The sequence below is a fragment of the Rhizobium herbae genome, assembly GCF_019511375.1.
GTDB lineage: Bacteria > Pseudomonadota > Alphaproteobacteria > Rhizobiales > Rhizobiaceae > Pararhizobium > Pararhizobium herbae_A.
This window is the reverse complement of record NZ_JAEUAO010000005.1, coordinates 143,588-167,539: the sequence shown is the minus strand read 5'-3', so window position 1 is coordinate 167,539 and position 23,952 is coordinate 143,588. Positions and strand designations below refer to the sequence as shown.

24 protein-coding genes are annotated in these 23,952 nt (G+C 62.1%); 16 read left to right on the top strand and 8 right to left on the bottom strand.

Annotated features, from left to right (window positions below; translation table 11 throughout):
* Positions 1–45 precede the first annotated feature (45 nt).
* The 3 genes from JNB71_RS19870 to JNB71_RS19860 all read right to left on the bottom strand — a co-directional run bounded on the left by JNB71_RS19870 (position 46) and on the right by JNB71_RS19860 (position 2,464).
* Entirely contained in the window at positions 46–807 is a 762-nt protein-coding gene (locus JNB71_RS19870) for an amino acid ABC transporter ATP-binding protein (protein WP_220373516.1), read from the bottom strand.
* Positions 804–1,484, bottom strand: coding sequence for an amino acid ABC transporter permease (locus JNB71_RS19865; RefSeq protein ID WP_220373515.1), 681 nt, complete (start codon positions 1,482–1,484; stop codon positions 804–806). Before JNB71_RS19865 ends, JNB71_RS19870 begins: the two co-directional genes overlap by 4 nt.
* Positions 1,485–1,687: 203 nt before the next feature.
* Positions 1,688–2,464: an amino acid ABC transporter substrate-binding protein gene (locus JNB71_RS19860; RefSeq protein ID WP_220373514.1), complete on the bottom strand. Its 777-nt coding sequence runs from the start codon at positions 2,462–2,464 to the stop codon at positions 1,688–1,690.
* 293 nt (positions 2,465–2,757) lie between these two features.
* Here JNB71_RS19860 and JNB71_RS19855 point away from each other — a divergent pair, with 293 nt between their 5' ends.
* From JNB71_RS19855 to ispG, 4 genes are all read left to right on the top strand, one after another.
* On the top strand, positions 2,758–3,540 hold the full coding sequence (locus tag JNB71_RS19855; protein WP_220373513.1) for a DeoR/GlpR family DNA-binding transcription regulator: 783 nt from the start codon (positions 2,758–2,760) through the stop codon (positions 3,538–3,540).
* The gene (locus JNB71_RS19850) at positions 3,537–3,917 is read left to right on the top strand and encodes a VOC family protein (RefSeq protein WP_220373512.1); all 381 of its coding nucleotides are present in this window, start codon (positions 3,537–3,539) and stop codon (positions 3,915–3,917) included. The genes JNB71_RS19855 and JNB71_RS19850 overlap by 4 nt, the downstream gene beginning before the upstream one ends.
* 28 nt (positions 3,918–3,945) lie before the next feature.
* Complete coding sequence (locus JNB71_RS19845) at positions 3,946–5,139, top strand: MFS transporter (protein WP_220373511.1); 1,194 nt, start codon at positions 3,946–3,948, stop codon at positions 5,137–5,139.
* A 121-nt stretch (positions 5,140–5,260) separates the two neighbouring features.
* Complete coding sequence (gene ispG, locus JNB71_RS19840; RefSeq protein ID WP_220373510.1) at positions 5,261–6,514, top strand: flavodoxin-dependent (E)-4-hydroxy-3-methylbut-2-enyl-diphosphate synthase; 1,254 nt, start codon at positions 5,261–5,263, stop codon at positions 6,512–6,514.
* Between the two features lies 1 nt (position 6,515).
* Here ispG and JNB71_RS19835 read toward each other — a convergent pair whose 3' ends face one another.
* The 3 genes from JNB71_RS19835 to JNB71_RS19825 form a co-directional block, all read right to left on the bottom strand.
* Positions 6,516–7,157 carry a LysE family translocator gene (locus JNB71_RS19835; RefSeq protein ID WP_220373509.1) on the bottom strand — a complete coding sequence of 214 codons (642 nt, stop codon included), beginning with the start codon at positions 7,155–7,157 and terminating at the stop codon, positions 6,516–6,518.
* 90 nt (positions 7,158–7,247) lie between these two features.
* Complete coding sequence (gene hisC / locus JNB71_RS19830; protein ID WP_220373508.1) at positions 7,248–8,303, bottom strand: histidinol-phosphate transaminase; 1,056 nt, start codon at positions 8,301–8,303, stop codon at positions 7,248–7,250.
* A 3-nt stretch (positions 8,304–8,306) separates the two neighbouring features.
* Positions 8,307–9,221, bottom strand: a complete 915-nt coding sequence (locus JNB71_RS19825; protein WP_220373507.1) for a polyprenyl synthetase family protein — start codon at positions 9,219–9,221, stop codon at positions 8,307–8,309.
* Positions 9,222–9,353: 132 nt separating this feature from the next.
* On the opposite strand from JNB71_RS19825, the gene mtgA reads away from it, so the two are divergent.
* From mtgA to JNB71_RS19805, 4 genes are all read left to right on the top strand, one after another.
* Complete coding sequence (gene mtgA / locus JNB71_RS19820; protein ID WP_220373506.1) at positions 9,354–10,133, top strand: monofunctional biosynthetic peptidoglycan transglycosylase; 780 nt, start codon at positions 9,354–9,356, stop codon at positions 10,131–10,133.
* A 78-nt stretch (positions 10,134–10,211) separates the two neighbouring features.
* Complete coding sequence (locus JNB71_RS19815; protein ID WP_220373505.1) at positions 10,212–10,859, top strand: glutathione S-transferase family protein; 648 nt, start codon at positions 10,212–10,214, stop codon at positions 10,857–10,859.
* A gap of 159 nt (positions 10,860–11,018) precedes the next feature.
* Positions 11,019–11,204 (top strand): 50S ribosomal protein L32, encoded by a 186-nt coding sequence (gene rpmF / locus JNB71_RS19810; protein WP_026203804.1) that lies wholly within the window; start codon positions 11,019–11,021, stop codon positions 11,202–11,204.
* 194 nt (positions 11,205–11,398) lie between these two features.
* Positions 11,399–11,806, top strand: a complete 408-nt coding sequence (locus tag JNB71_RS19805) for a hypothetical protein (RefSeq protein WP_220373504.1) — start codon at positions 11,399–11,401, stop codon at positions 11,804–11,806.
* 44 nt (positions 11,807–11,850) lie between these two features.
* Here JNB71_RS19805 and phaR read toward each other — a convergent pair whose 3' ends face one another.
* Positions 11,851–12,432, bottom strand: a complete 582-nt coding sequence (phaR, locus tag JNB71_RS19800; RefSeq protein ID WP_018328419.1) for a polyhydroxyalkanoate synthesis repressor PhaR — start codon at positions 12,430–12,432, stop codon at positions 11,851–11,853.
* A 226-nt stretch (positions 12,433–12,658) separates the two neighbouring features.
* On the opposite strand from phaR, the gene JNB71_RS19795 reads away from it, so the two are divergent.
* The 8 genes from JNB71_RS19795 (at position 12,659) to gfa (ending at position 21,942) form a co-directional block, all read left to right on the top strand.
* Complete coding sequence (locus JNB71_RS19795; protein WP_220373503.1) at positions 12,659–13,840, top strand: acetyl-CoA C-acetyltransferase; 1,182 nt, start codon at positions 12,659–12,661, stop codon at positions 13,838–13,840.
* 126 nt (positions 13,841–13,966) lie between these two features.
* Positions 13,967–14,692 (top strand): beta-ketoacyl-ACP reductase, encoded by a 726-nt coding sequence (locus tag JNB71_RS19790; RefSeq protein WP_220373502.1) that lies wholly within the window; start codon positions 13,967–13,969, stop codon positions 14,690–14,692.
* Positions 14,693–15,385: 693 nt separating this feature from the next.
* On the top strand, positions 15,386–18,448 hold the full coding sequence (locus tag JNB71_RS19785; protein WP_220373685.1) for a helicase-related protein: 3,063 nt from the start codon (positions 15,386–15,388) through the stop codon (positions 18,446–18,448).
* 4 nt (positions 18,449–18,452) lie between these two features.
* Positions 18,453–18,866: an RNA-binding S4 domain-containing protein gene (locus tag JNB71_RS19780; protein ID WP_220373501.1), complete on the top strand. Its 414-nt coding sequence runs from the start codon at positions 18,453–18,455 to the stop codon at positions 18,864–18,866.
* Between the two features lie 198 nt (positions 18,867–19,064).
* Positions 19,065–19,403 (top strand): ferredoxin FdxA, encoded by a 339-nt coding sequence (gene fdxA / locus JNB71_RS19775; RefSeq protein WP_112859337.1) that lies wholly within the window; start codon positions 19,065–19,067, stop codon positions 19,401–19,403.
* Positions 19,404–19,815: 412 nt separating this feature from the next.
* The gene (locus JNB71_RS19770) at positions 19,816–20,385 is read left to right on the top strand and encodes a CarD family transcriptional regulator (protein ID WP_220373500.1); all 570 of its coding nucleotides are present in this window, start codon (positions 19,816–19,818) and stop codon (positions 20,383–20,385) included.
* A gap of 215 nt (positions 20,386–20,600) precedes the next feature.
* Complete coding sequence (locus JNB71_RS19765) at positions 20,601–21,239, top strand: metallophosphoesterase family protein (protein WP_220373499.1); 639 nt, start codon at positions 20,601–20,603, stop codon at positions 21,237–21,239.
* A 127-nt stretch (positions 21,240–21,366) separates the two neighbouring features.
* Positions 21,367–21,942, top strand: a complete 576-nt coding sequence (gene gfa / locus JNB71_RS19760) for an S-(hydroxymethyl)glutathione synthase (protein WP_220373498.1) — start codon at positions 21,367–21,369, stop codon at positions 21,940–21,942.
* A 173-nt stretch (positions 21,943–22,115) separates the two neighbouring features.
* Here gfa and typA read toward each other — a convergent pair whose 3' ends face one another.
* On the bottom strand, positions 22,116–23,939 hold the full coding sequence (gene typA / locus JNB71_RS19755) for a translational GTPase TypA (protein ID WP_220373497.1): 1,824 nt from the start codon (positions 23,937–23,939) through the stop codon (positions 22,116–22,118).
* Positions 23,940–23,952 lie beyond the last annotated feature (13 nt).

Below are 23,952 nucleotides of genomic sequence, written 5' to 3'. Positions count from 1 at the left end.
CCCGAGGATGACGACTTTTGGAGGGGGTGGGAGCGTGCCCTATCCTCAAATTTCGTAGTCGTTGCCCATGTTGAGCGAGGAAATGAACTTCTTCGTGCGTTCCCGCTGCGGCGCCTGGAAGATGTTTTTCGGCGGGCCGCTTTCGACAATCAGGCCGCCGTCGAGGAACAGCACCTGGTCGGCGACTTTCGAGGCGAGCCGCAGGTCGTGGGTGGCCATGATCATCGTCGTGCCCTCGGCCGCGAGCCGGTTCAGGACCTCGACGACTTCCTCGGCCAGTTCCGGGTCGAGCGCCGAGGTCGGCTCGTCGCAGAGCAGCACGCGCGGCGAAGGGGCCAGCGCCCGGGCGATCGCCACGCGCTGCTGCTGGCCGCCGGAGAGCGTCGCCGGCCAGGCATCGGCCTTGTGGGCCATGCCGACCTTTTCCAAAAGTTCGTGCGCCCGCGCCCGTGCCCTGTCCTTCGGCCATTTCAGGACGGTCACCAGCCCTTCCATGACATTCTCGATCGCTGTCTGGTGCGGGAAAAGCTGGAAGTTCTGGAAGACCATCCCGGTCTGGCGGCGCAGGCGCTGAATGGCGTCCCAGCCGGTCTTCCTGTTTGGGGAGAACTCGATGCGCTCCTCGCCCAGCCGGATCGCGCCGGATGTCGGGATTTCGAGCAGGTTGACACAGCGAAGCAGCGTGCTCTTGCCGCCGCCTGAGGGGCCGACCAGCGCGGTGACGGTGCCTTCGGCGATGGTGATGCTGATGTCCTTCAGGACGACATTGTCGCCGAAGCGCTTTTCGATATGGGTGAGCTCGATCATGTGCGCGCCTCCAGGAAGCCGCCATAGCGGGCAAAGCGGTTTTCCAGCCGCACCTGCAGGGCGGAGAGAACGGAGCTGAGCGCCAGGTAGATCAGCGCCGCCTCGATATAGAGGATCAGCGGTTCATAGGTGGTGGCAACGATGCGCTGTGCCGTCTGGAACAGTTCCGGCACGGTGATGGCAGCGGCGAGCGAGGTGTCCTTGACCAGCGAAATGAAGGTGTTGGACAGCGGCGGCACGGCAACGCGGGTCGCCTGCGGCAGGATGGTGCGGCGCATCGCCTGGCCCCAGCTCATGCCGATCGAATAGGCCGCCTCCCACTGGCCGCGCGGTACCGAGGAGATGACGGCGCGGATGATTTCGGACGTATAGGCGCCGATGTTGAGCGTGAAGCCGATCAGCGCCGCGGGAAAGGCGTCGAGCAGGATGCCGAGGCTCGGCAGGCCGTAGAAGATGACGAAAAGCTGGACGAGCAGCGGCGTGCCGCGAATGACCCAGACGTAGAACCGCGCCACGGCAACCAGCGGCTTGGCCCCGAACAGACGGGCAATCGCCGTCAAGAGCCCGAGCGCCAGGCCAAGAGCGAACGACAGCAGCGTCAGCGGGATGGTGAAGATCAGTCCGGCCCGCAACAGCGGCAGGAGCGAATCGAGCATGAGTTGGAGCCAGGAGGGCACGATCTTCTTCCTCGAAAGGTCTTTCTAATATCGGCAAATACCCCTCCCCAACCCCTCCCCACAAGGGGGAGGGGCTTCAATGCCGCGCATTCTCGATTTTCGGACACTCGGCGGGGGAGAGGCTAATTCTTGGCGGAGAAATGTTGCTACGGGTAAACCCCTCCCCCTTGTGGGGAGGGGTTGGGGAGGGGTCTTCCCCTAATTTACTTCGAAACGTCGGCGCCGAAATACTTTTTCGAAATCGCGTCGTAGGTGCCGTCGGACTTGATTTCTACCAGCGCCTTGTTGATCGCGTCGAGAAGCTCAGGCTCGCCCTTGCGGATGATGATGCCGGAATAGTCGGCATTCGCCTGCTCGGCGGCGATCTTCACCGGCGCATCCGGTTTGTGCTTCTTGAAATCGAGGAACGACAGACTGTCGTTGATCGTCGCATCGGTGCGACCGGTCAGCACGAGCTGGATCGACTGGTCGAAGCCATCGGTGCCGACGAGTTCGGCGCCGGAAGCCTCGGCCAGCTTGCCGAAGTTGCTGGTCAGCGACTGCGCCGCCTTCTTGCCCTTGAGGTCCGGGAAATCCTTGATCTCCTCATTGTCGGTCTTGACGATCAGCACGGCCTTGGAGGCGATATAGGGCTCGGAGAAATCGTATTTCTTCTTGCGCTCCTCGGTGATGCCGACCTGGTTGATCACCGTGTCGTAGCGGTTGGCATCGAGGCCGGCGATCAGCCCGTCCCACTTACCTTCGAGGAACTCGGCCTTGACGCCCAGCTTGCTGGCGATCGCTTCGCCGATCTCGACGTCGAAGCCGACGAGCTTGCCGCTTTCGTCGTGATAGGTGAAGGGTGCGTAGGTACCCTCGGTGCCGATCTTCAGCGCCCCGGCCGACTTGATGGCCTCAAGGTTTTCGCCGGCAAGGGCCGGAGCGATCGAAACCAGCTGCGCGATTGCCGCGGCGGCGAGAAGTGTGTGAACCCATTTCATTGTCTTTTTCCATCTTTCTGTCCGGCCCGTCGCCGGTGTGAGAGGACAATCGCATATGGTCCCGCCGCCGACAGCGCACAAAACTTCAATTGTGCGGCGCAGCAGCGAAAGGTTTTCTCAAATTACGGCCGTTTCCACGCAAAATTGGCGCCGATCGCTCAAATTCAAGGCGGCCTGGCGGTTTTCGCGGCAAATTTTGCCAGCAACCCTCACAATTCGGTTGAAGTGCCAGGAAAACCTTTGTATGCCTGTTTGTGCCGATTTATCCGTAATCATGCACGATGTGACCAACCATGCAGGCAGAATTGCTTCTTCAGCAACGTCAACGGCTGATCCAGGACCGCCTGCGGGCGTCCGGGCGGGTGCTGGCTGTCGATCTCGCGCAGGAATTCAACGTCTCCGAAGACACGATTCGCCGTGATCTGCGCGAGCTTGCCGCCGCAGGGCTTTGCGAGCGGGTCTATGGCGGCGCGCTGCCGGTTACGCCCGGCAGCACCACCCTTGCCCAGCGTGTCGGCGAGGCGCCGGAGCGCAAGGCCGCACTTGCCTGGGCCGCGCTTGCCTTCATCAAACCCGGAACAACCGTCTTCTTCGACGCAGGCTCCACAAATCTGGCGATTGCCAAGGCCCTGCCGGACGATCTGGAGCTGACGGCGGTGACGAACACGCCGCTGATTGCCGCCGCACTGATGGACAAGCCAGGCATTGACCTGATCGTCATCGGCGGCAAGATCGACCGGCGTGTCGGCGCTGCGGTCGGCGCCAGGGCGCAGCGCGACATCGAGACGCTGCGACCCGACCTGTGCATTCTCGGCGCGTGTGGCGCCGATATCGACGCTGGCCTCACCGTCTTCGAATACGAGGATGCCGAATTCAAGCGGCTTGTCGCGCTCGGCAGCGCATCGGTGCTGGCGGCAATCACCAACGACAAATTCGCGACCTCGGCGCCACACAGGGTCATCGCGGCAGCTCAATGCTCGGCGCTCATTGTCGAGCACGATGCGCCGGCAGATGCCATCGATCGCTACGAAGCGGCCGGCATTGCTATCGCCCACGCCCGAAAGACCAAGGCATGAGAATCGCTCACGTCGCCCTTTGGACAGCCGACCTCGATGGCCTTTGCCGTTTCTGGGCCGAGACGTTCGGCGCAGTCGTGGGTGATCTCTACGAGAGCGCCCGCCGGCCGGGCTTCAGTTCGCGCTTCCTGACGCTGACGGGCGGCCCCTCGATCGAGGTGATGCAGGGGCCCTGGATCACGAAAGAGGTGCTTCAGGAACGGCAGGGCTACGCCCATCTGGCGTTGTCGCTCGGCAGTCGCGAGGCCGTGGATGCAATGGCGGAGCAGGCGGCGTCGTCAGGAATACTCATCTCTCCCGCCCGCATGACGGGCGATGGCTTCTACGAGGCGGTCCTCAAGGACCCCGACGGCAATCTCATTGAAATTACGGTTTGAGTCCGCACGTACGACACAGGAAAAGATCATGGATCAACGCAACACCCTCCGGCCGCAAGCCGCCGTGCGCTCGCCCTACATGCCGAAAACCCGTCTCGCCGTGTCGCTGCTGTTCCTGATGAACGGCTTCGTCACCGGAAGCTGGGCGCCGAAGATCCCGGAATTCAAGGAGAAGCTCGGCATCGGCGAGAGCGTGCTCGGTCTGCTGATCCTCGCCTTCGGCATCGGCTCGCTGGTGCTGATGCCGATCGCCGGCGGTTTTATCGCCCGGTTGGGCTCGCAGAAGGTGGTGAAGGTTACCGCCATCATCCTGTCGCCGCTTCTCCTGCTCCTGACGCTTTTGCCGAATGTCTGGACGGCAGCGATCGGCATGTTCCTGCTCGGCGGCTTCGTCGGCGCCATGGATGTGGCGATGAATGCCAATGCGGTCGAGGTGGAGAAGTCGATGCGCCGGGCGATCATGTCGTCATGCCACGCTTATTGGAGCCTTGGCGGTCTCATCGGCTCGGCAAGCGGCGGTGTCATCATGGCGCAATTTGGCGTGTTGCCGCACGCGATCCTCGTCACGCTGTTCTGCCTTGTGGTGCTTGGCCTTGCCTGGCCGATGATTCTGCACGACCGGCCGCATCCCGATGTCGCCAAGCAGAAGCTGCGTCTGCCGATGACGCCGCTTCCATGGCTGATCGGTCTCGTGGCACTGTTTTCGATGATACCCGAAGGCAGCGTGCTGGATTGGGGCGCTCTCTACCTGCGCAACGAACTCGGCGCCTCGGTCGCTCTGTCCGGCTTCGGCTTTGCCGCCTTTTCCGCGACCATGGCGATCATGCGCTTTGCCGGCGATCACGTGCGCGACCGCTTCGGCGGCGTAAAGACCCTGCGCGTCTGCACGCTGACGGCACTGGTCGGCCTCGTCCTTGCCGGTCTTGCGCCCAACGCGCCGCTGGCCATCTTCGGCTTTGCGCTGGCCGGCGTTGGCATTTCCAACATGGTGCCGATCGCCTTTTCCGCCGCAGGCAACATGCCGGGACTGGCCCCGGGCATCGGGCTGTCGGTCGCCACCTTCATGGGTTATTCCGGCATGCTGTTTGCGCCGTCACTGATCGGCTTCATCGCCGAGCACACCGGTTTTTCGATCATCTTCACCTGCATCCCGGCCTTGTTCATCGTGGTGCTTCTCTTGTCGCATCATGCGGTTCACGCCGATCCGAAAGGGCACGACTGAGGTCAACATGCGGCCTTGCGGTCATCAATTCGCCGTCAATCCATGATGTTGCCGTTGACAAGGCGGCCTTCCTCATCCACCTCAGGGGAAATCGCCGCAACAGCACGTGCAAGGGGCCTTCATGTCTTCCGCCTTCGATTTTGAGCCGCAGCCGCGCCGCGCCTCCGTCGCCGTCGATGTCGGTGGCGTGATCGTCGGGGGAGCTGCACCCGTCGTCGTGCAGTCGATGACCAATACCGACACGGCAGACGTCGACGCCACCGTCGCGCAGGTCGCAGCGCTTAATCGTGCCGGCTCCGAACTGGTGCGCATCACCGTCGATCGCGACGAAAGTGCAGCCGCCGTGCCGAAGATCCGCGAGCGGCTCGAGCGCCTTGGCCTCGACGTGCCGCTGATCGGCGATTTCCATTATATCGGCCACAAGTTGCTCGCCGACCATCCGGCCTGCGCCGAGGCGCTGGCGAAATACCGCATCAATCCCGGTAATGTCGGCTTCAGGGACAAGAAGGACAAGCAGTTCGCCGCCATCATCGAGCGCGCCATCGAATTCAACAAGCCGGTGCGCATCGGCGTCAACTGGGGCTCGCTCGACCAGGAACTGTTGACGCGGATGATGGACGACAACCAGGCGAAGGGATTTCCGCTGACGGCCAGCCAGGTCATGCGCGAGACCATCGTCCAGTCGGCGCTGATCTCGGCGGAGCTGGCGGAGGAAATCGGCCTGGCGCGCAATCGCATCATCCTCTCGGCCAAGGTCTCGAACGTACAGGACCTGATCGCCGTCTATGCGATGCTGGCCGCCCGTTCCGACCATGCCCTGCACCTCGGCCTGACCGAGGCCGGCATGGGCTCCAAGGGCATCGTCGCATCCGCCGCCTCGCTCGGCATCCTGATGCAGCAGGGCATCGGCGACACGATCCGCATTTCGCTCACCCCCGAGCCCGGCGGCGACCGCAGCCGCGAGGTGCAGGTGGCGCAGGAGCTCTTGCAGGTCATGGGCTTCCGGCAGTTCATCCCGGTCGTTGCCGCCTGTCCCGGCTGCGGCCGCACGACCTCGACGGTGTTCCAGGAGCTTGCCCGCAAGATCGAGGACGATATCCGCCGCAACATGCCGGTCTGGCGTGAAAAATATCCGGGCGTCGAAGGCCTGAAGGTTGCGGTCATGGGCTGCATCGTCAATGGCCCGGGCGAAAGCAAGCATGCCGATATCGGCATCTCGCTGCCCGGCACCGGCGAGCTTCCGGCAGCCCCGGTCTATATCGACGGCAAGAAGGCGATGACGATCCGCGGCACCAACATCGCCGGCGATTTCGAGGCGCTCGTCAACGACTATATCGAGAAGCGCTTCGGCCGGGGCCAGGCGGCCGCCGAATAGGCTACAGCTTGGCCGTCAGCAACCGCAATCCGGCAAAAGCGAAGAAGCCGGCCATCGCGCCTTCGATCCCGCGGCGCGCCTTGCGGTAGACCCGGTTCACCGCGCCGAGTGAAAACAGAAGCGCAAAGCCGGTGAACACTGCGACGCCGAGCACCATACAGCCGGCGATGAATGCTGCGGTGACACCGACCGGCGCGTCCTTCGGCATGCCGAGCGAGACAAGCATGATCCAGTTGAAAATGGCCTTCGGGTTCGTCAGGTGGATACCCAATCCCTTGAGGTAGAGCCGGTGCAGGGAGGGGGCACCCTCGTTCTCCGCGATGTCCCTCGGTGGCTCTTTTCGAAGTGCCGCCCTCAGCGCGTGGAACGCCAGCCACAGCAGATAGAGACCGCCGGCTATCTTCAGGATGACCAGCGCCTGGCCGTAGGAGCGGATCAGCGCGGAAAGCCCCGCTGCCGTCAGCATCGCCCAGATGTAGGAACCGGTCAGCACGCCCAGCGCCAGCGCCACGCCGGAGCTTCTCCCGCGGCTGATCGACGTGCCGATGATGGCAAGCACAGCCGGGCCGGGCGAGGCGGTGGCGATTAGATAGGCGCCCCAGGCGACCATGAGCTGCGGCAGATAGGGCAGGAGGGAGGACATGGGCGATTTTCCGACGGTTTTTTCGGCGCCACTATGCCCCCGTTATTCCATTCGGTGAAACAGGCATTTTGTCGTGGTGACAATATTGCGTCAAAGAATGTCGTCGAGAGCCTCGATGAGCCGGCTACATTCCTCCGGCGTGCCGATCGAGATGCGCAGGAAATCGGAAATACGCGGCTCGGGGAAGCGGCGCACGAGCACCGCCCGCTCGCGCAGGCCCTTTGCCAGTGCCTCGCCGCTGTGGTCCGGGTGGCGGGCAAAAACGAAGTTGGCCTGCGAAGGAAGCACCGCAAAGCCCCGCTGGCGCAGTGCACCGGAAACGCGGTCTCGCGAGGCGATGACGGCATGGCGTGTCTCGTCGAACCACGCGGTGTCTTCGATGGCGGCGGTGGCGCCCGCCTGCGCGATGCGGTCCAACGGATAGGAGTTGAAACTGTCCTTGACGCGCTCCAGCGCATCGATCAGTGGCCGCTGGCCAATGGCATAGCCGACCCGCAGGCCCGCCAGCGAGCGTGACTTGGACAGGGTGTGGATGACCAGCAGATTGTCGTATTTCCGGGTGAGGGGGATCACGCTCTCGCCACCGAAGTCGATATAGGCTTCATCGATCACCACCGGCTGCTGGGGATGCGCTGCTAGAAGGGTCTCGATCGCCGACAGCGGCAGGCCGATGCCGGTGGGCGCATTCGGGTTGGGCAGGATGATCGCGCCGCAGGGACGGTCATAATCACCGATGTTGATGCCGAAATCGTCGTTCAGCGGGATTTCCACTGCCTCGATGCCGAAGAGGCGGCAATAGGTCGGGTAGAAGCTGTAGGTGATGTCGGGATAAAGCAGCGGCTTCTCGTGCTTGAGCAGCGCCACGAAGGCATGTGCCAGCACCTCGTCGGAACCGTTGCCGACAAAGACCTCGTCCGGCAAGACGCCGTAGGTCCTGGCGATCGCTTCGCGCAGTGCAACCGCGCCCGGATCCGGATAAAGCCTCAGCGTATCGGCGACGGCCGCCTGCATGGCGGCGATTGCCTTGGGCGACGGACCATAGGGGTTCTCGTTGGTGTTGAGCTTGACGAGATTCTCGATGCGCGGCTGCTCGCCTGCGACATAGGGCTTCAGCGTGCCGACGATCGGCGACCAGAACTTGCTCATTCGTCAACTCCTGCGATTGGCGACGAAACGGGCGGCCTCGTTGAGAATGTCCGCCTGCTCACCGAACGGCTCAAGCAGTGTGGCAGCCTCCTGCACCAGCCGCGCGAGCTGGGCCTCGGTCCAGTCCTTCCCGTGCAGGGCAACGAGCGTGCCCTTGCCGCGGGCAGCGTCCTTGCCGGTCGCCTTTCCCATCGTCTCCGCGTCCGCCGTAAGGTCGAGAAGGTCGTCGGCCAGCTGGAAGGCAAGGCCGATCTTTTCGCCGTATTGCCGCATCAACCGCCGATCGGCATCGGAGCTGCCGGCGATGATGGCGCCGGCCTCGCAGGCAAAGCGGATCAGGGCGCCGGTCTTCATCGCCTGCAGCGTGGTGATGCCCGTCTCGTCGAGCGCCAGTCCTTCCGCCGCCAGGTCGAGGGCTTGGCCGCCGGCCATGCCGCCGATGCCCGAGGCACGCGCCAATGCGAGCACCAACTCGGTCTTCTGCCGGTCCTCAAGCCTTGTTTCCGGTGCGGCGATGATGTCGAAGGCGAGCGTCAGCAGGCTGTCGCCGGCGAGAATCGCGTTTGCCTCGCCATGAGCGATATGCACGGTCGGCTGGCCGCGGCGCAAGTCATCGTCGTCCATGGCCGGGAGATCGTCGTGGACCAGCGAATAGCTGTGGACGCATTCCAATGCCGCGCCTATGCGCAAGGCGGCCTGTGCATCGCCGCCGAGAAGGGCCGCACTCTCCATCACCAGGAACGGGCGCAGGCGCTTGCCGCCGTTCAGCACGCCATGGCGCATGGCCGCCAGCAGCGGTTCCGGCCGGGCGATTTCATCCGGTTGTGCCGTGTCGGTGAGAATGCCGGCCAGACAGGCCTCGACCTCTGCAGCATTGTTCTTCAGGCGGATTTTGAAGGATGCGGAGTTTTCGCTCATGCGGCGCTCTTTGGCATGACTGCAAGGCCGCTGGCAACGGGATTTTACCATGTCGCCAGAGGTCGGCGCGGCCTGCGGTGCAAACCTTAGAAAACCGTTCAATTTTGCCCGTACTTGCTCTATGAGAATTTTATGGATTATCAGGCGGGCGTCTCAGGGGTGGTGGACATCGTACCGGAAACTCGGGAAGAGGAAGAGGACGTGTCTTCCAGTCGTTCGCGGGGGTGGCGCGATATCTTGCGTCGGCACTGGCGCCGCATGCTGTTGATCGCCGCCGCCATCGTCCTCCTGCCCTATGTCTTGATCATCCTCTATATCCCGAGCTTCATTCACCCGATTTCGACGCTGATGCTGCGCGATATCTTGTTTCTGCGCGGTTATGACCGCCAATGGGTCTCCTTCGACGAGATTTCGCCCAATCTCGTGCAATCGGTGATGATGTCCGAAGACGGCCAGTTCTGTATCCATGACGGCGTCGACTGGGTGCAGATGCGCGGCGTCGTCACGGATGCGCTGGAGGGCGAATCCACCCGCGGCGCCTCGACCATCCCGATGCAAACGGCAAAGAACCTGTTTCTCTGGAACGGCCGCTCCTTCATCCGCAAGGGGATGGAGCTTCCCCTGGCGCTTGTTGCGGATTTCGTCTGGAGCAAGCAGCGGATAATGGAGCTTTATCTCAACGTGGCGGAATGGGGTCCGGGAATTTATGGCGCCGAAGCTGCGGCCCGCCACCACTTCGGCGTTTCTGCGGCCAAGCTGACGCGCCGCCAGGCCGCGTTGCTGGCTGTCGCCCTGCCCAATCCGTTCGAGCGCAATGCAGGCAAGCCCGGCCGCGGCCTGCGGCGGCTCGCCTCGGTGATCGAGCGCCGTGCCGGCCGGTCGGGCGAATATATCAAATGCCTTTATGAATGAGATCAGGCCTTTTCATTGGCGCTCAACGTGGCTTTCCCTTTATAGCGTGAGCCTTATTCACGGGATTGGAGAACACCGGTGACCAAGCTCACGCTCTATGTCGGCAACAAGAACTATTCCTCCTGGTCGCTTCGGCCCTGGCTGGCGCTGGAAGCCTGCGGCGTGCCTTTCGAGGATGTCGTCATCCCCTTCGATTTCCCGGCCGGCAATCCGAAATTCAGGGATATTTCGCCGACGGGGCGGGTCCCGGTGCTGCATCATGGCGATATTCGCGTCTGGGAATCGCTGGCGATCATCGAATATGTCGCCGAGCTTTTCCCGCAGGCCGGCCTCTGGCCGGAAGATCCGGCCGAAAGGGCGGTTGCCCGCAGCTATTCCATGGAGATGCTCTCCGGCTTCCGGGCGCTGCGCGGCGCCTGCCCGATGAACATGCGCCGCGAAAAGCGGGCGATCAATCTGCCGAATGATGTCATGGGCGATGTCGAGCGGATCGAGACGATCTGGCGCGAGGCCGTGGCGCGCTCCGGCGGCCCGTTCCTGTTTGGCCGCTTCACCGCCGCCGACGCCATGTTTGCGCCCGTCGTCAACCGGTTCGAGGTCTATGACCTCACCCGCAATCCCGGCTCGCTCGCCTACATGGATGCGGTGAAGACGCACCCTGCCTTCGCCAAGTGGCAGGAGGCGGCGCTGAAGGAAACCTGGATCGTGCCGGAAGACGAAGCGTGATTCGTCCCGCCGCCGGTCGCCATGAAAAAATACCTGTGGGGACTGGTCAAACGCCTACGGGGCATGTATAAGCCCGGCAAATTCCGAGATTGACATCTGTTTGTCCCGGCCAACGGTCTGGCCGCTCAACAGAGTTTTGCCCGATAAGTGGAGTATGAAATGGCTGTACCGAAAAGAAAAACAAGCCCGTCCAAGCGCGGTATGCGCCGTTCCGCTGACGCGCTGAAGGCTCCGACCTATGTCGAAGACAAGAACTCCGGCGAACTGCGCCGTCCGCACCACATCGACCTGAAGACCGGCATGTATCGCGGTCGCCAGGTTCTGACCCCGAAGGCTTCCGCTTAATCAGCGTTGCCGTCAGGCTTGAGTTTTGAAGGGCTGGCTTTCGCTGGCCCTTTTCTGTTGTCTGCTTGCAGGCTGGCTCTTTTTCGCGGCGCTCCTTCCGAGGCGGTCATTTTCTTGACCATGACCATGCTGTAGGCAAATATTGATCGATGTCCGGCCCGGCGGCCGGTGCGATAAACTGGGAGCCATTGCCGATGATTGCCGCCATTCCGTTGCTGATCCTGCCGTTCATTCTCTACAATCTCGGAATGGTCGGACTGCTGGGAAGCGGAGGTGTCGCGGTCTTCGAAAGCACCGTCCTGTCGATGACGATGCTCTCGGGCGCCGTCTGGACAATGAGCGTCGGCGATCTCGTGATCGTCATCGCGCTCGTGCTGCTTTTCGTCGAAATTCTCAAGGCGACCCGTGTCGGTTCCAAGGCCTTGATGGATCACCTGCTGTCGATGGTGCTGTTCATCGTCTTCCTGGTGGAATTCCTGCTTGTCGCCAATGCGGCGACGCACACCTTCTTCATCCTGATGACGATCAGCTTCATCGATGTGATTGCCGGCTTCTCGGTGTCGATGCGCAGCGCCGGCCGGGATGTCTCGATCGGACTGTAAGAGGCCAGGTGCCGCGCCTTCGGCAGGCGCGGCAAGGGCTATAGTCAGCCGAGGTTTTCCAGCTTCGTCTGCAGCGCGCGAAGCTGTTCCTTCAACTCGTCGATGTCCTTGGCTTCGGCCTTGCGCGGCTCCCTGGCCTGCGGTGTCGCTGCCATGAAGGGCGAGAACATCTGCATCGCCTGATGGAACAGCTCGGTATTGCGCCGGACCTGTTCCTCCACCAGTTGCAAGGGAACAGCGAGGTTCTTGCCGAGCGGCGTGTCGCCGAAGGCCTTGTTGATCTGCTCGCGCATCTGCACCTGCTGGTCGGTGAAGGCCTGCATCGAATGTTCGAGATAGCTCGGCACCACCATCTGCATCTGGTCGCCGTAGAAGGAGATCAGCTGGCGCAGGAAGGAAATCGGCAAAAGCGTGTTGCCGGTCTTGGATTCCTGCTCGAAAATGATCTGCGTCAACACCTGATGCGTGATGTCCTCGCCTGATTTCGCGTCAAGGACGGTGAATTCCTCGCCCTTCTTGACCATGACCGCGAGATCGTCGAGCGTGACGTATGTACTGGTTCCGGTATTGTAGAGCCTCCGGTTGGCGTATTTTTTGATAACGATCTGGCCGTCGTGTTTTGCCATCAGGGTCTCCTCCCCATGCTCCCGTCTTTATTGAGTTTTTCAGAGTATCCGTAAAAAACCTGTTCTGACAATCTCTTTGTGCAATGCGACGACGCAGGTGCAAAATTTCTTTTCGCGCCTTGATTGTGGAGCGGAAAAGGCAATCGCTGCATTATGGCGTTTGACTTGGGCGTTGACCTTTGCCAGTCTTTGGCAGTTGCGAAAAAAATGAACGAGGAAACATCTGATGAGCACTCCCTCTATCGTCATCGCCAGCGCCGGCCGCACCGCCGTCGGGTCTTTCAACGGGGCATTTGCCAATACGCCCGCGCACGAACTCGGCGCGGCGGTCATCAAGGGTGTGCTCGAGCGCGCCGGCGTCGATGCCGGCGAAGTGGACGAGGTGATCCTCGGCCAGGTTCTGTCGGCCGGCGAAGGCCAGAACCCGGCCCGCCAGGCGGCGATCAAGGCCGGCATTCCGCAGGAAGCCACCGCCTGGGGCATGAACCAGCTCTGCGGTTCCGGTCTGCGGGCGGTCGCACTCGGCATGCAGCAGATTGCCACGGGTGACGCCGGGATCATCGTGGCCGGCGGCATGGAGTCCATGTCGCTGGCGCCGCATTGCGCGCATCTGCGCGGCGGCGTCAAGATGGGGGACTTCAAGATGGTCGACACGATGATCAAGGACGGCCTGACCGACGCCTTCTACGGCTATCACATGGGCACCACCGCCGAGAACATCGCCAAGAAATGGCAGCTGTCGCGCGACGAGCAGGACCAGTTCGCGCTTGCCTCGCAGAACAAGGCCGAGGCCGCCCAGAAGGCCGGCCGCTTCGCCGACGAGATCATTCCGTTCGTCGTCAAGGGGCGCAAGGGCGACGTCACGGTCGATCAGGACGAATATATCCGCCACGGCGCGACGCTCGATTCCATGGCAAAGCTGCGCCCGGCCTTCGACAAGGAGGGCACCGTCACCGCCGGCAACGCCTCCGGCCTCAACGACGGTGCGGCCGCAACGTTGCTGATGACCGAGGCCGAAGCCGGCCGCCGCGGCATCCAGCCGCTGGCGCGGATCGTCTCCTGGGCAACCGCCGGCGTTGATCCGCAGATCATGGGCACCGGCCCCATTCCCGCCTCGCGCAAGGCGTTGGAGAAGGCCGGCTGGTCGGTCGGCGATGTCGAGCTTGTCGAGGCCAACGAGGCCTTTGCGGCGCAGGCCTGCGCGGTCAACAAGGATCTCGGCTGGGATACGTCGATCGTCAACGTCAATGGCGGTGCGATCGCCATCGGCCATCCGATCGGCGCGTCCGGCGCCCGCGTTCTCAACACGCTGCTGTTCGAAATGAAGCGCCGCGGCGTATCCAGGGGGCTTGCGACACTGTGCATCGGCGGCGGCATGGGCGTTGCCATGTGTGTCGAACGGCTGTGACAATCATCCGCTAGTCAAACCGCTCCGGCCGCGCGGCCGGGGCAACTTCACGAGCAAGAGCCGGAACAACCGTGTGCGCATCTGCGGGCACAGGCATCGGGCCAGAAACCTAAAAGGGAGAGACGGATGAGCAGAGTAGCATTGGTCACCGGCGGTTCACGCGGCATCGGCGCGGCCATATCGATTGCCTTGAAGGACGCAGGATACAAGGTTGCGGCAAACTATGCCGGCAACGACGAGAAGGCGCAGGCCTTCACCGCCGAAACCGGCATCCCGACTTACAAATGGGACGTTTCCGACTACGCGGCCTGCGCGGCCGGCATCGCCAAGGTCGAGGCCGATCTCGGCCCGATCGAAATTCTCGTCAACAATGCCGGCATCACCCGCGACGCCATGTTCCACAAGATGACCCCGGAGAACTGGAAGGACGTCATCGACACCAATCTCAGCGGCCTGTTTAACATGACGCACCCGATCTGGAGCGGCATGCGCGATCGCAATTTCGGACGGGTGATCAACATTTCCTCGATCAACGGCCAGAAAGGCCAGATGGGCCAGGCCAATTATTCGGCGGCGAAGGCCGGCGATCTCGGCTTCACCAAGGCGCTGGCGCAGGAGGGTGCTGCCAAGGGCATCACCGTCAACGCCATCTGCCCCGGCTATATCGGCACGGAAATGGTCCGCGCCGTCCCCGAAAAGGTGTTGGCGGAACGCATCATTCCGCAGATTCCCGTCGGCCGCCTCGGCGAACCGGAAGAGATTGCCCGCATCGCAGTGTTCCTGGCGTCCGACGACGCAGGCTTCATCACCGGTTCGACGATTTCTGCCAATGGCGGCCAGTTCTTCGTCTGATCGCGGTGCCTCGGGCTTTGCGAACGGCGCCCTTGTGGCGCCGTTTCCATTTTCGCGGCAGGCGACGATCCGCTCCCGCTTGCACAGCGATCAGGTACTCGGCTTCGGCGGAAAAGCGGCGGCCGGAATCTGGCAAAAGACTCGATGTTTCCTATGGTTAAACATCCGCTTCCCCTACCATATCTTGTAGGGAACAAACCGGGAAATTCGCGGTGTCGCCGATTTGTCGCCGATTCGTCCAGCCTTTCACCGCGGCCTCACCAGTCGCCGCGCCGCCGGCGGGCGGATTAATCAACGTGGTAAAATTTTTCTGAATTTTCAGCAGTTTGGATTCCGAATCTCACAGCCTGCGCCGGCCGATGAGACTAACTGCCACGTGCCGTTCCTCCGACGATCATGAGATTCAGCATGTGGTGCGAATCCGACTTAGAAAATCAATATCTAGCAGTGAACAAACAATGAATCCCGGCGAGTCAGCGATTCGTCTCCGATTCGTTCCGTAGCTGTTCCGATCCGGTAAATGCGGGTGGAAATGCAGGCCACATGCCCCATTTGCAGTATTTCATGCTCCGGCACCCTTGCGTTTGTGCCGTTGCGTGGGCATGTGTGCTGCGCCGGTTGAAACGGCTTTCCGCCGTGAATGGCCTTCGCAGAGTGAAAGTGCGCAGGATCGATAAAGTGCGTGACCAACCCATGATCTTGAGCGGCCGCGGTGTGATCGCGGTCCTCGGCCCCACCAATACCGGCAAGACGCATTATGCGATCGAGCGCATGGTCGCGCATGAATCCGGCGTGATCGGATTGCCGCTCCGGCTGCTTGCCCGCGAGGTCTATACGCGGCTGGTCGAAAAGGTCGGCGCTCACAATGTGGCGCTGATTACCGGCGAGGAGAAGATTGCGCCGCATATGGCACGCTATTCGGTCTGCACCGTCGAGGCCATGCCGCGCGAGACGAAGGCGGCGTTCGTTGCGATCGACGAAGTGCAGCTCGCCGGCGATCTCGAACGCGGCCACATCTTCACCGACCGGCTGATGCATCTGCGCGGCAGAAGCGAAACCCTGCTTCTCGGCGCAGCGACCATGCGGCCGATCCTGGAACAATTGCTGCCGGGCATTACCGTCGTCGAGCGACCGCGGCTGTCGCAGCTTCTCTATGCCGGCTCGAAGAAGATCACCCGCTTGCCGCAGCGCACGGCGATCGTCGCCTTCTCGGCGGAAGAGGTCTATGCGATCGCCGAACTGATCCGCCGCCAGAGGGGTGGGGCAGCCGTCGTGCTCGGAGCCCTGTCGCCCCGCACGCGCAACGCCCAGGTTGCACTGTACCAGGCGGGCGATGTCGAATATCTGGTGGCGACCGATGCGATCGGCATGGGGCTGAACCTCGATGTCGATCACGTCGCCTTCGCCCAGGATCGAAAATATGATGGCTATCAGTTCCGCAATCTCAACCCCGGGGAACTGGCGCAGATCGCCGGTCGCGCGGGGCGGCATATGCGCGATGGCACCTTCGGCGTCACGTCGCGGGTAGAGCCGTTCGACAACGAGCTTGTCCACCGCATCGAATCGCACCAGTTCGATCCGGTGCGGGTGCTGCAATGGCGCTCCAAGGCGGTCAGCTTCGCCTCGCTTGCGGCATTGAAGAAAAGCCTTGATGCCGCACCCACGGTAAGCGGTCTGACGCGGGCTCTGCCGGCCGTCGACCAGCAGGCGCTGGACTATCTTTCGCGTTATCCCGAAATCACCAGTGTCGCAACGACACCGGAGCGTGTAGAAAAGCTCTGGGAGGCCTGTGCGCTTCCCGACTATCGTCGTATAACCCCGGCGCAACACGCCGATCTGATCTCGACAATCTATGCCGATCTCGTCCGGCGTGGCACAGTGAACGAAGATTTCATGGCCGAACAGGTTCGCCGCGCGGACCAGACCGATGGTGAAATCGACACATTGTCCGCGAGAATTGCACAAATCAGGACATGGACCTATGTGTCTAACCGTCCAGGGTGGCTTGCCGATCCGACACACTGGCAAGAAAAGACGCGGGAAATCGAAGATCGATTGTCTGACGCGTTACATGAAAGGTTGACGAAACGCTTTGTTGATCGCAGGACATCTGTGCTCATGAAGCGCCTGAGAGAGAATGCGATGCTGGAAGCTGAAATCAGTGTAAATGGCGATGTCTTCGTTGAAGGGCATCATGTGGGACAATTGGCCGGGTTCCGTTTCACGCTGGCGGCAGTGACCGACGGGCTCGACGCGCGTGCGGTGCAGGGTGCCGCCCAGAAGGCGTTGGCGCTGGAATTCGAAGCGCGCGCCGCGCGCCTGCATGCAGCCGGCAATGCCGATCTGGCGTTGGCTTCCGATGGCCTCGTGCGCTGGGTCGGCGAACCCGTTGCGCGGCTTGCCGCAAGCGACCATGTGATGCGCCCGCGCGTCATCCTGCTTGCCGACGAGCAGCTGCAGGGCAATGCGCGTGATCACGTGCTTGCCCGCATCGAGCGCTTCGTCAACCACCACATCTCGACGGTCCTCAAGCCGCTCGACGACCTGTCGCGTGCCGAGGATCTCGAAGGCCTTGCCAAGGGCCTGGCGTTCCAACTCGTCGAGAATCTCGGCGTGATGTTCCGCCGCGACGTCGCCGACGAGGTCAAGTCGCTGGATCAGGAGGCGCGCGCCTCGATCCGCCGCCACGGCATTCGCTTCGGTGCCTATCATATCTTCATGCCGGCGCTGCTGAAGCCCGCTCCCGCCGAGCTCATCACGCTGCTCTGGGCCTTGAAGAATGACGGCATGGAAAAGCCCGGCTATGGCGAGCTCATCCCGGTTCTGGCGGCTGGCCGCACCTCGGTCGTCACCGATCCGTCTTTCGAGCGCACCTTCTACAAGCTGGCCGGCTTCCGGTTCCTCGGCAAGCGCGCCGTCCGCATCGATATTCTCGAGCGGCTCGCCGACCTCATCCGGCCGCTCCTGCAGTGGAAGCCGGGCACGACGCCGCGTCCTGACGGCGCCTATGACGGTCGCCGCTTCACCGCGACGACGGCCATGCTGTCCATTCTCGGTGCGACGCCCGACGACATGGAGGAGATTCTCAAGGGCCTTGGTTATCGCGCCGACAGCGTAAAGGCCGAGGAGGCTGCGGCATTCCTTGCTGCGCAGGCGGGTGGTGCGTCCGCGCCGGCGGACGCGGCCGCGGTCGAAGCGCCGGCCGAGACGGCCGACCATGACGACGCGGATGCGCCAAACGAAGAGGCTTCCGAGCCAGCACCGGAACAGGCAGCGCCCGCTCCGGCCGCTGCGGAGGCGGAAGCTGTCGTCGCCGAACAGGCGGGCGAACCCGCAGAGCCGGTCGAAGCCAAGCCGGTTCTTTTGTGGCGCCCCGGCGGCCGCAACGACAACCAGCGCTCCGGCGGTCGCCCGCACGGCAACCGCGGCGCCGGCAATCGGGCGCATCAGGGTGAAGCTCGTCGCGATGGCGGCGAGCCGCGCCGCGACGGCGATGGCCGGCGCGAAGCCCGTGGCGATGACAATCGCAAGGGCGGCGGTCGTGCGGACCGCAACCGAGGTCGTGACGGCGGCAAGCCGCAGAATGGCCAGCGGCATGAGAAAGGCGATCGCCAGGATCGCCCCGATCGCAACGACCGCGGCGTAATGCCGCAGGCCGCCCAGTTCGAGGCACGTCCGCCGCGCAAGGAAAAGCCGATCGATCCGGATTCACCTTTCGCCAAGCTCGCTGCCCTGAAGGAGCAGATGAAGAAATAAGGCCATGAGCGAAAAGCAGCCCCAGTCCCTGTCGGTTCTCCGCCAGCGTCTCGACAAATGGCTGTTTTTCACGCGCCTGCAAAAGTCCCGCTCGATCGCCCAGAAGGCGATCGAGGCCGGGCACGTCCGGGTCAACGACGCCCGTGTCACCCAGCCTTCCTTTGCACTGAAGACCGGCGACGTCATCGTTCTTTCGCTCGATCGGCGCGATATCACGGTGCGTGTCCTGCAACCCGGCAATCGGCGCGGTCCCTACGAGGAGGCACGGCTTCTCTACGAGGACCTGACCCCGCCCCCCGTCGCGGGCGAAAAGCCGAACGCGTTCGAGCAGGCGACGCGCGAGCGAGGCAGCGGCCGGCCGACCAAGAAGGAGCGCCGCGATGTGGACCGGCTGCGGCCGGGCTGGCAGGAGGATTAGAAAACTGACCCTCCACGCGTTGCTTTGGCGTATGGATTATTCTTGCAAAGCCCGGGCAAAGCCTTTACCTGACGGGACAAATGCGCTGTTGCGCCGTGAAGGCGTTGGCGGGCTGATATCCTGGATGGATGCGGACAAGCGGGTCTTCGCTCTCGATTGCTGTCTGCCATCGAATGTGAGAAATCGCTGGAGTACCTCATGACGTATGTCGTGACCGACAATTGCATACGCTGCAAATATACCGATTGCGTGGAAGTTTGCCCGGTGGACTGCTTCTATGAAGGCGAGAATTTCCTGGTCATTCATCCCGATGAATGCATCGACTGCGGCGTCTGCGAACCGGAATGTCCGGCCGGGGCCATCAAGCCCGATACCGAGCCGGGTCTCGATATGTGGCTGAAAGTAAATGCTGATTTTGCCACCCAGTGGCCCAACATCACCGTCAAGAAAGACGAGATGCCGGAAGCCAAGGAAATGGATGGCGTGGAAGGCAAGTACGAGAAATATTTCTCGCCGAACCCCGGCAAGGGCGACTGATCCTTAGGGCGCTTTCCGCGACGGTTCACAGCGCGTTTTTCCGTCGCGAAAAGTGGCGAAAATTTGGCAATTGTGGCTTAACCGTGTCCCTGCCGGACGGGTTGGTCTGATCCGCAGTTGTGAAGCAAATTATTGATTTCGACAGTTTTTTATGATAGGGTCGAAAAACTGATCCACATCACGGCACGCGTGTGCCTGAAAACCATCACGAAAGCAAAAGAATCCTACGGCGCGGCTGACCCCAAATACGCAACGTCTGTTGCTTGTGTGTGATCGCCACGCAGAAGATCGATTTGATGACCGTTGGCTCGGATCAGCATGGAGTCACCCGACGGTGCCCCCGTCCATCCCGGGCCTGACTGACCCGGCCCCGGCTTGTAGCCGGGAGCGTAACAGGGAGTTTTTGAAACGAATGACGACCCAGCAGAAAAAATCTTCAGCACGCCATGGATTCAAGACCGGTGAATCGATCGTTTATCCGGCTCATGGCGTCGGACAAATCGTGGCAATCGAAGAGCAGGTGGTTGCGGGCATGTCGCTCGAACTGTTTGTGATCGATTTCGAAAAGGACAAGATGCGTCTCAAGGTGCCGGTTGCCAAGGCCGTCAGCATCGGCATGCGCAAGCTGTCTGAAACCGATTTCGTCGAGCGTGCATTGAAGGTTGTCCAGGGCAGGGCGCGCGTCAAGCGGACCATGTGGTCCCGCCGTGCGCAGGAATATGATGCCAAGATCAATTCCGGCGACCTGATCTCGATCGCCGAGGTCGTACGCGATCTCTACCGGGCTGAAAACCAGCCGGAGCAGTCCTATTCCGAACGTCAGCTTTACGAAGCTGCGCTTGACCGCATGGCGCGCGAGATCGCAGCCGTGAACAGGATGTCGGAAACCGAAGCCGTCCGCCTTGTCGAAGCCAATCTCAGCAAGGGTCCGAAGCGCGGCAAGCTCCTCGAAGAAGAGGATGCACAGGAAGAAGCAGCGTAAAACCCGCCTCCCACCGTGCCTGCATTCAAAAGCCCTGTCAGTGATGACGGGGCTTTTTTCATATGGGCGCCGCGATGCATACCTGTGCGTCACGGATCGTTGTAGTATTCTGCTCCTACAGTGCCGCGCGTCTTACCGGACGCGCAAAGGTCGCTGTAGCACTGCGCACTTCGGGCGGCTTGCGGCGATGCGGTTGCGGCAGGGGCGGAATGTCGATGACCTATACTTTCGCTATCGGTGACATCCATGGTTGCCTGAAACCTCTGCGCAAGCTGCTGGCCATGGTCGAGGCTCGCTGGGCTTCCGGAACGATCGTGTTCGTCGGGGACTATATCGACCGCGGCCCCGACAGCCGGGGCGTGATCGACCTGCTCAAGGCCGGCCCGGCGCGGCCGCATTGGCAATGGATCATGCTCAAGGGCAATCATGAGGACATGATGGTCGGCGCCTATGCGGGCCGCTATGATCGGGATTGGTGGCTCGACAATGGCGGGCTGGAGACCGAGCTGTCCTACGGTGGCAGGGTGCCGACGGTGGATCTCGCATGGGCCGACCGGCTGCCGCTCATGTATATGGACGCACACCGCCTCTTCGTCCATGCAGGCGTCAATCCCGATGTCGCGCTCGACCAGCAATCGCCGCAGGACCTGCTCTGGCTGCGGCCGGAATCCTCGGCCTATTACTGGGGAAGGCATCTCTGCCATGGGCATACGCCGGCAAGGGCCAATCCCCGGACCATCGGCAACCGAACGAATATAGACAGTGGCTGCGTCTTCGGCGGCAAGCTGAGCTGTGCCGTGTTCGACGATGGTGTCGAGGGCGGCCCGGTCGAATTCATCAAGGCGGGTTGGTAAGCACCGCAGCACCCTTGTGAACACCGCGCGACTCCTCGTGTCATCGTGCTATGCTGCGTGTCGAGGCGTTCTGCCGCGAACTGCCGGCGCGGCGGGGCGAAACCATCGCCGGCACTGGGAGGAGAACATGACAGGTACCGTTTCTCTACATCCGCTGATCGACAATGGCGTGCCGCAGGGCTCGCAAGACTTTAACGGCGGCATTCTCGTCTGCGAATGCACCGACAGGCCCGTGAAGGTCAGGGTTGATGGCGATGTCGCGCATAACCACGCCTGCGGCTGCACGAAATGCTGGAAACCGGCAGGCGCGACCTTCTCGATCGTTGCCGTCGTTGCGCATGACAAGATCACCGTGCTTGAGAACGGCGACAAGCTCGAGGTGGTCGACAAATCGGCGCTGATCCAGCGCCACGCCTGCAAGGGCTGCGGCGTGCACATGTACGGCCCGGTGGTGCGCGAACATCCCTTCCAGGGGCTGGATTTCATCCACCCCGAACGCTTCGACACCGACGGCTGGGCACCGCCCGGCTTCGCGGCCTTCGTCTCGTCGATCATCGAAGCCGGCACCGATCCGGCCGACATGGACGCCATTCGCCAGCGCCTCAGCGCCCTCGGCCTGCCGCCCTTCGATTGCCTGTCACCCGGCCTGATGGATTACATTGCCACCTGGACGGCGAAGAAAAGCGGCGTGCTGAAATCCTGATGACCCGGCAGGTCAGCGCCGCGCGTCTTGTCAGACGCCCAAAGGTCGTTGTAGCACTTTGAATTGCTACATGTTTTTGTCCCGGCCACGATTCAAGGACACATACAGTCAATGAAAAGGGCGCTGCGATGGGGATCGCAGCGCCCTTTTCCTGTTCAGCGCGAAGCGACCGCTTATGCAGCGCCGCGCGACTTTTCGAAACGCTTGCGGTCGTTCGAGTCGAGATAGATCTTGCGCAGGCGGATGTTCTTCGGCGTCACTTCGACCAGTTCGTCATCCTGTATCCAGGAAAGCGCGCGGTCGAGGGTCATGCGGATCGGCGGCGTCAGCTTGACGGCTTCGTCCTTGCCGGAGGCGCGCATGTTGGTGAGCTTCTTGCCCTTCAGCACATTCACTTCCAGATCGTTGTCGCGGGTGTGGATGCCGATGATCATGCCGGCATAAACCTTCTCGCCGGCGTCGATGATCATCGGGCCGCGATCTTCCAGGTTGAACATGGCGTAAGCGACGGATTCGCCGGCATCATTGGAGAGCAGCACGCCGTTGACGCGGCCGCCGATCTCACCCTTGTAGGGCTGGTAGTCGTGGAACAGGCGGTTCATGATCGCCGTGCCGCGCGTGTCGGTCAGAAGCTCCGACTGGTAGCCGATGAGGCCGCGGGTCGGCGCGAAGAACTTCAGACGAACGCGGTTGCCGCCGGACGGGCGAAGCTCGGACATCTCCGCCTTGCGCTCGGACATCTTCTGGACGACGACGCCGGAATATTCCTCGTCGACGTCGATCACGACTTCTTCGATCGGCTCCAGCATCTGGCCCGTCGCTTCGTCCTTGTGCATGACGACGCGCGGACGCGAAACGGCAAGCTCGAAGCCTTCGCGGCGCATGGTTTCGATCAAAACGGCAAGCTGCAGTTCGCCGCGGCCGGAAACATAGAACGAATCCTTCTCGGAGGACTCCTCGATCTTCAGCGCGACGTTGCCTTCGGCTTCCTTGAACAGGCGGTCGCGGATGACGCGCGAAGTGACCTTGTCACCTTCAGTGCCGGCAAGCGGCGAGTCATTGACGATAAACGACATGGTGACCGTCGGCGGGTCGATCGGCTGCGCCTTCATCGCCTCGGTGACCGACGGATCGCAGAACGTGTCGGCCACGGTGCCCTTGGAAAGGCCGGCGATTGCGACGATGTCGCCCGCATGCGCTTCTTCGATCGCCGTGCGCTCGATGCCGCGGAAGGCAAGAATCTTGGAGATACGGCCGTTTTCGATCAGCTTGCCGTCCTGGCCGAGAACCTTCACCGCCTGGTTCGGCTTGATCGAGCCGGAGGCGATACGACCCGTGATGATGCGGCCGAGGAAGGGGTTGGCTTCAAGGATGGTGCCGATCATGCGGAACGGACCTTCTTCGACGGTCGGCTCCGGAACATGTTCCAGAACGAGGTCGAGCAGCGGCGCCAGACCGGCTTCCTTCGGGCCTTCCGGGTTGACGTTCATCCAGCCATCGCGGCCTGAACCGTAGAGGATCGGGAAGTCGAGCTGTTCGTCGGTCGCATCGAGATTGGCGAAAAGATCGAAGACTTCGTTGATGACTTCCTCGTGACGGCCGTCGGGGCGGTCGATCTTGTTGATCGCGACGATCGGGCGAAGACCGACCTTCAGCGCCTTCGAAACTACGAACTTGGTCTGCGGCATCGGGCCTTCCGACGAGTCAACGAGAACAATCGCGCCGTCGACCATCGACAGGATGCGCTCGACTTCGCCGCCGAAGTCGGCGTGACCGGGGGTGTCGACGATATTGATGCGCGTACCCTTCCACTCGATCGACGTCGCCTTGGCGAGAATGGTGATGCCGCGCTCTTTTTCGAGTTCGTTCGAGTCCATCATGCGCTCGGTCGTGCGCTGGTTGTCGCGGAAGGAACCCGACTGCTTGAGGAGTTCGTCGACAAGCGTGGTTTTGCCATGGTCAACGTGTGCGATAATCGCGATGTTGCGCATCTTCATCTGTGAATACTCG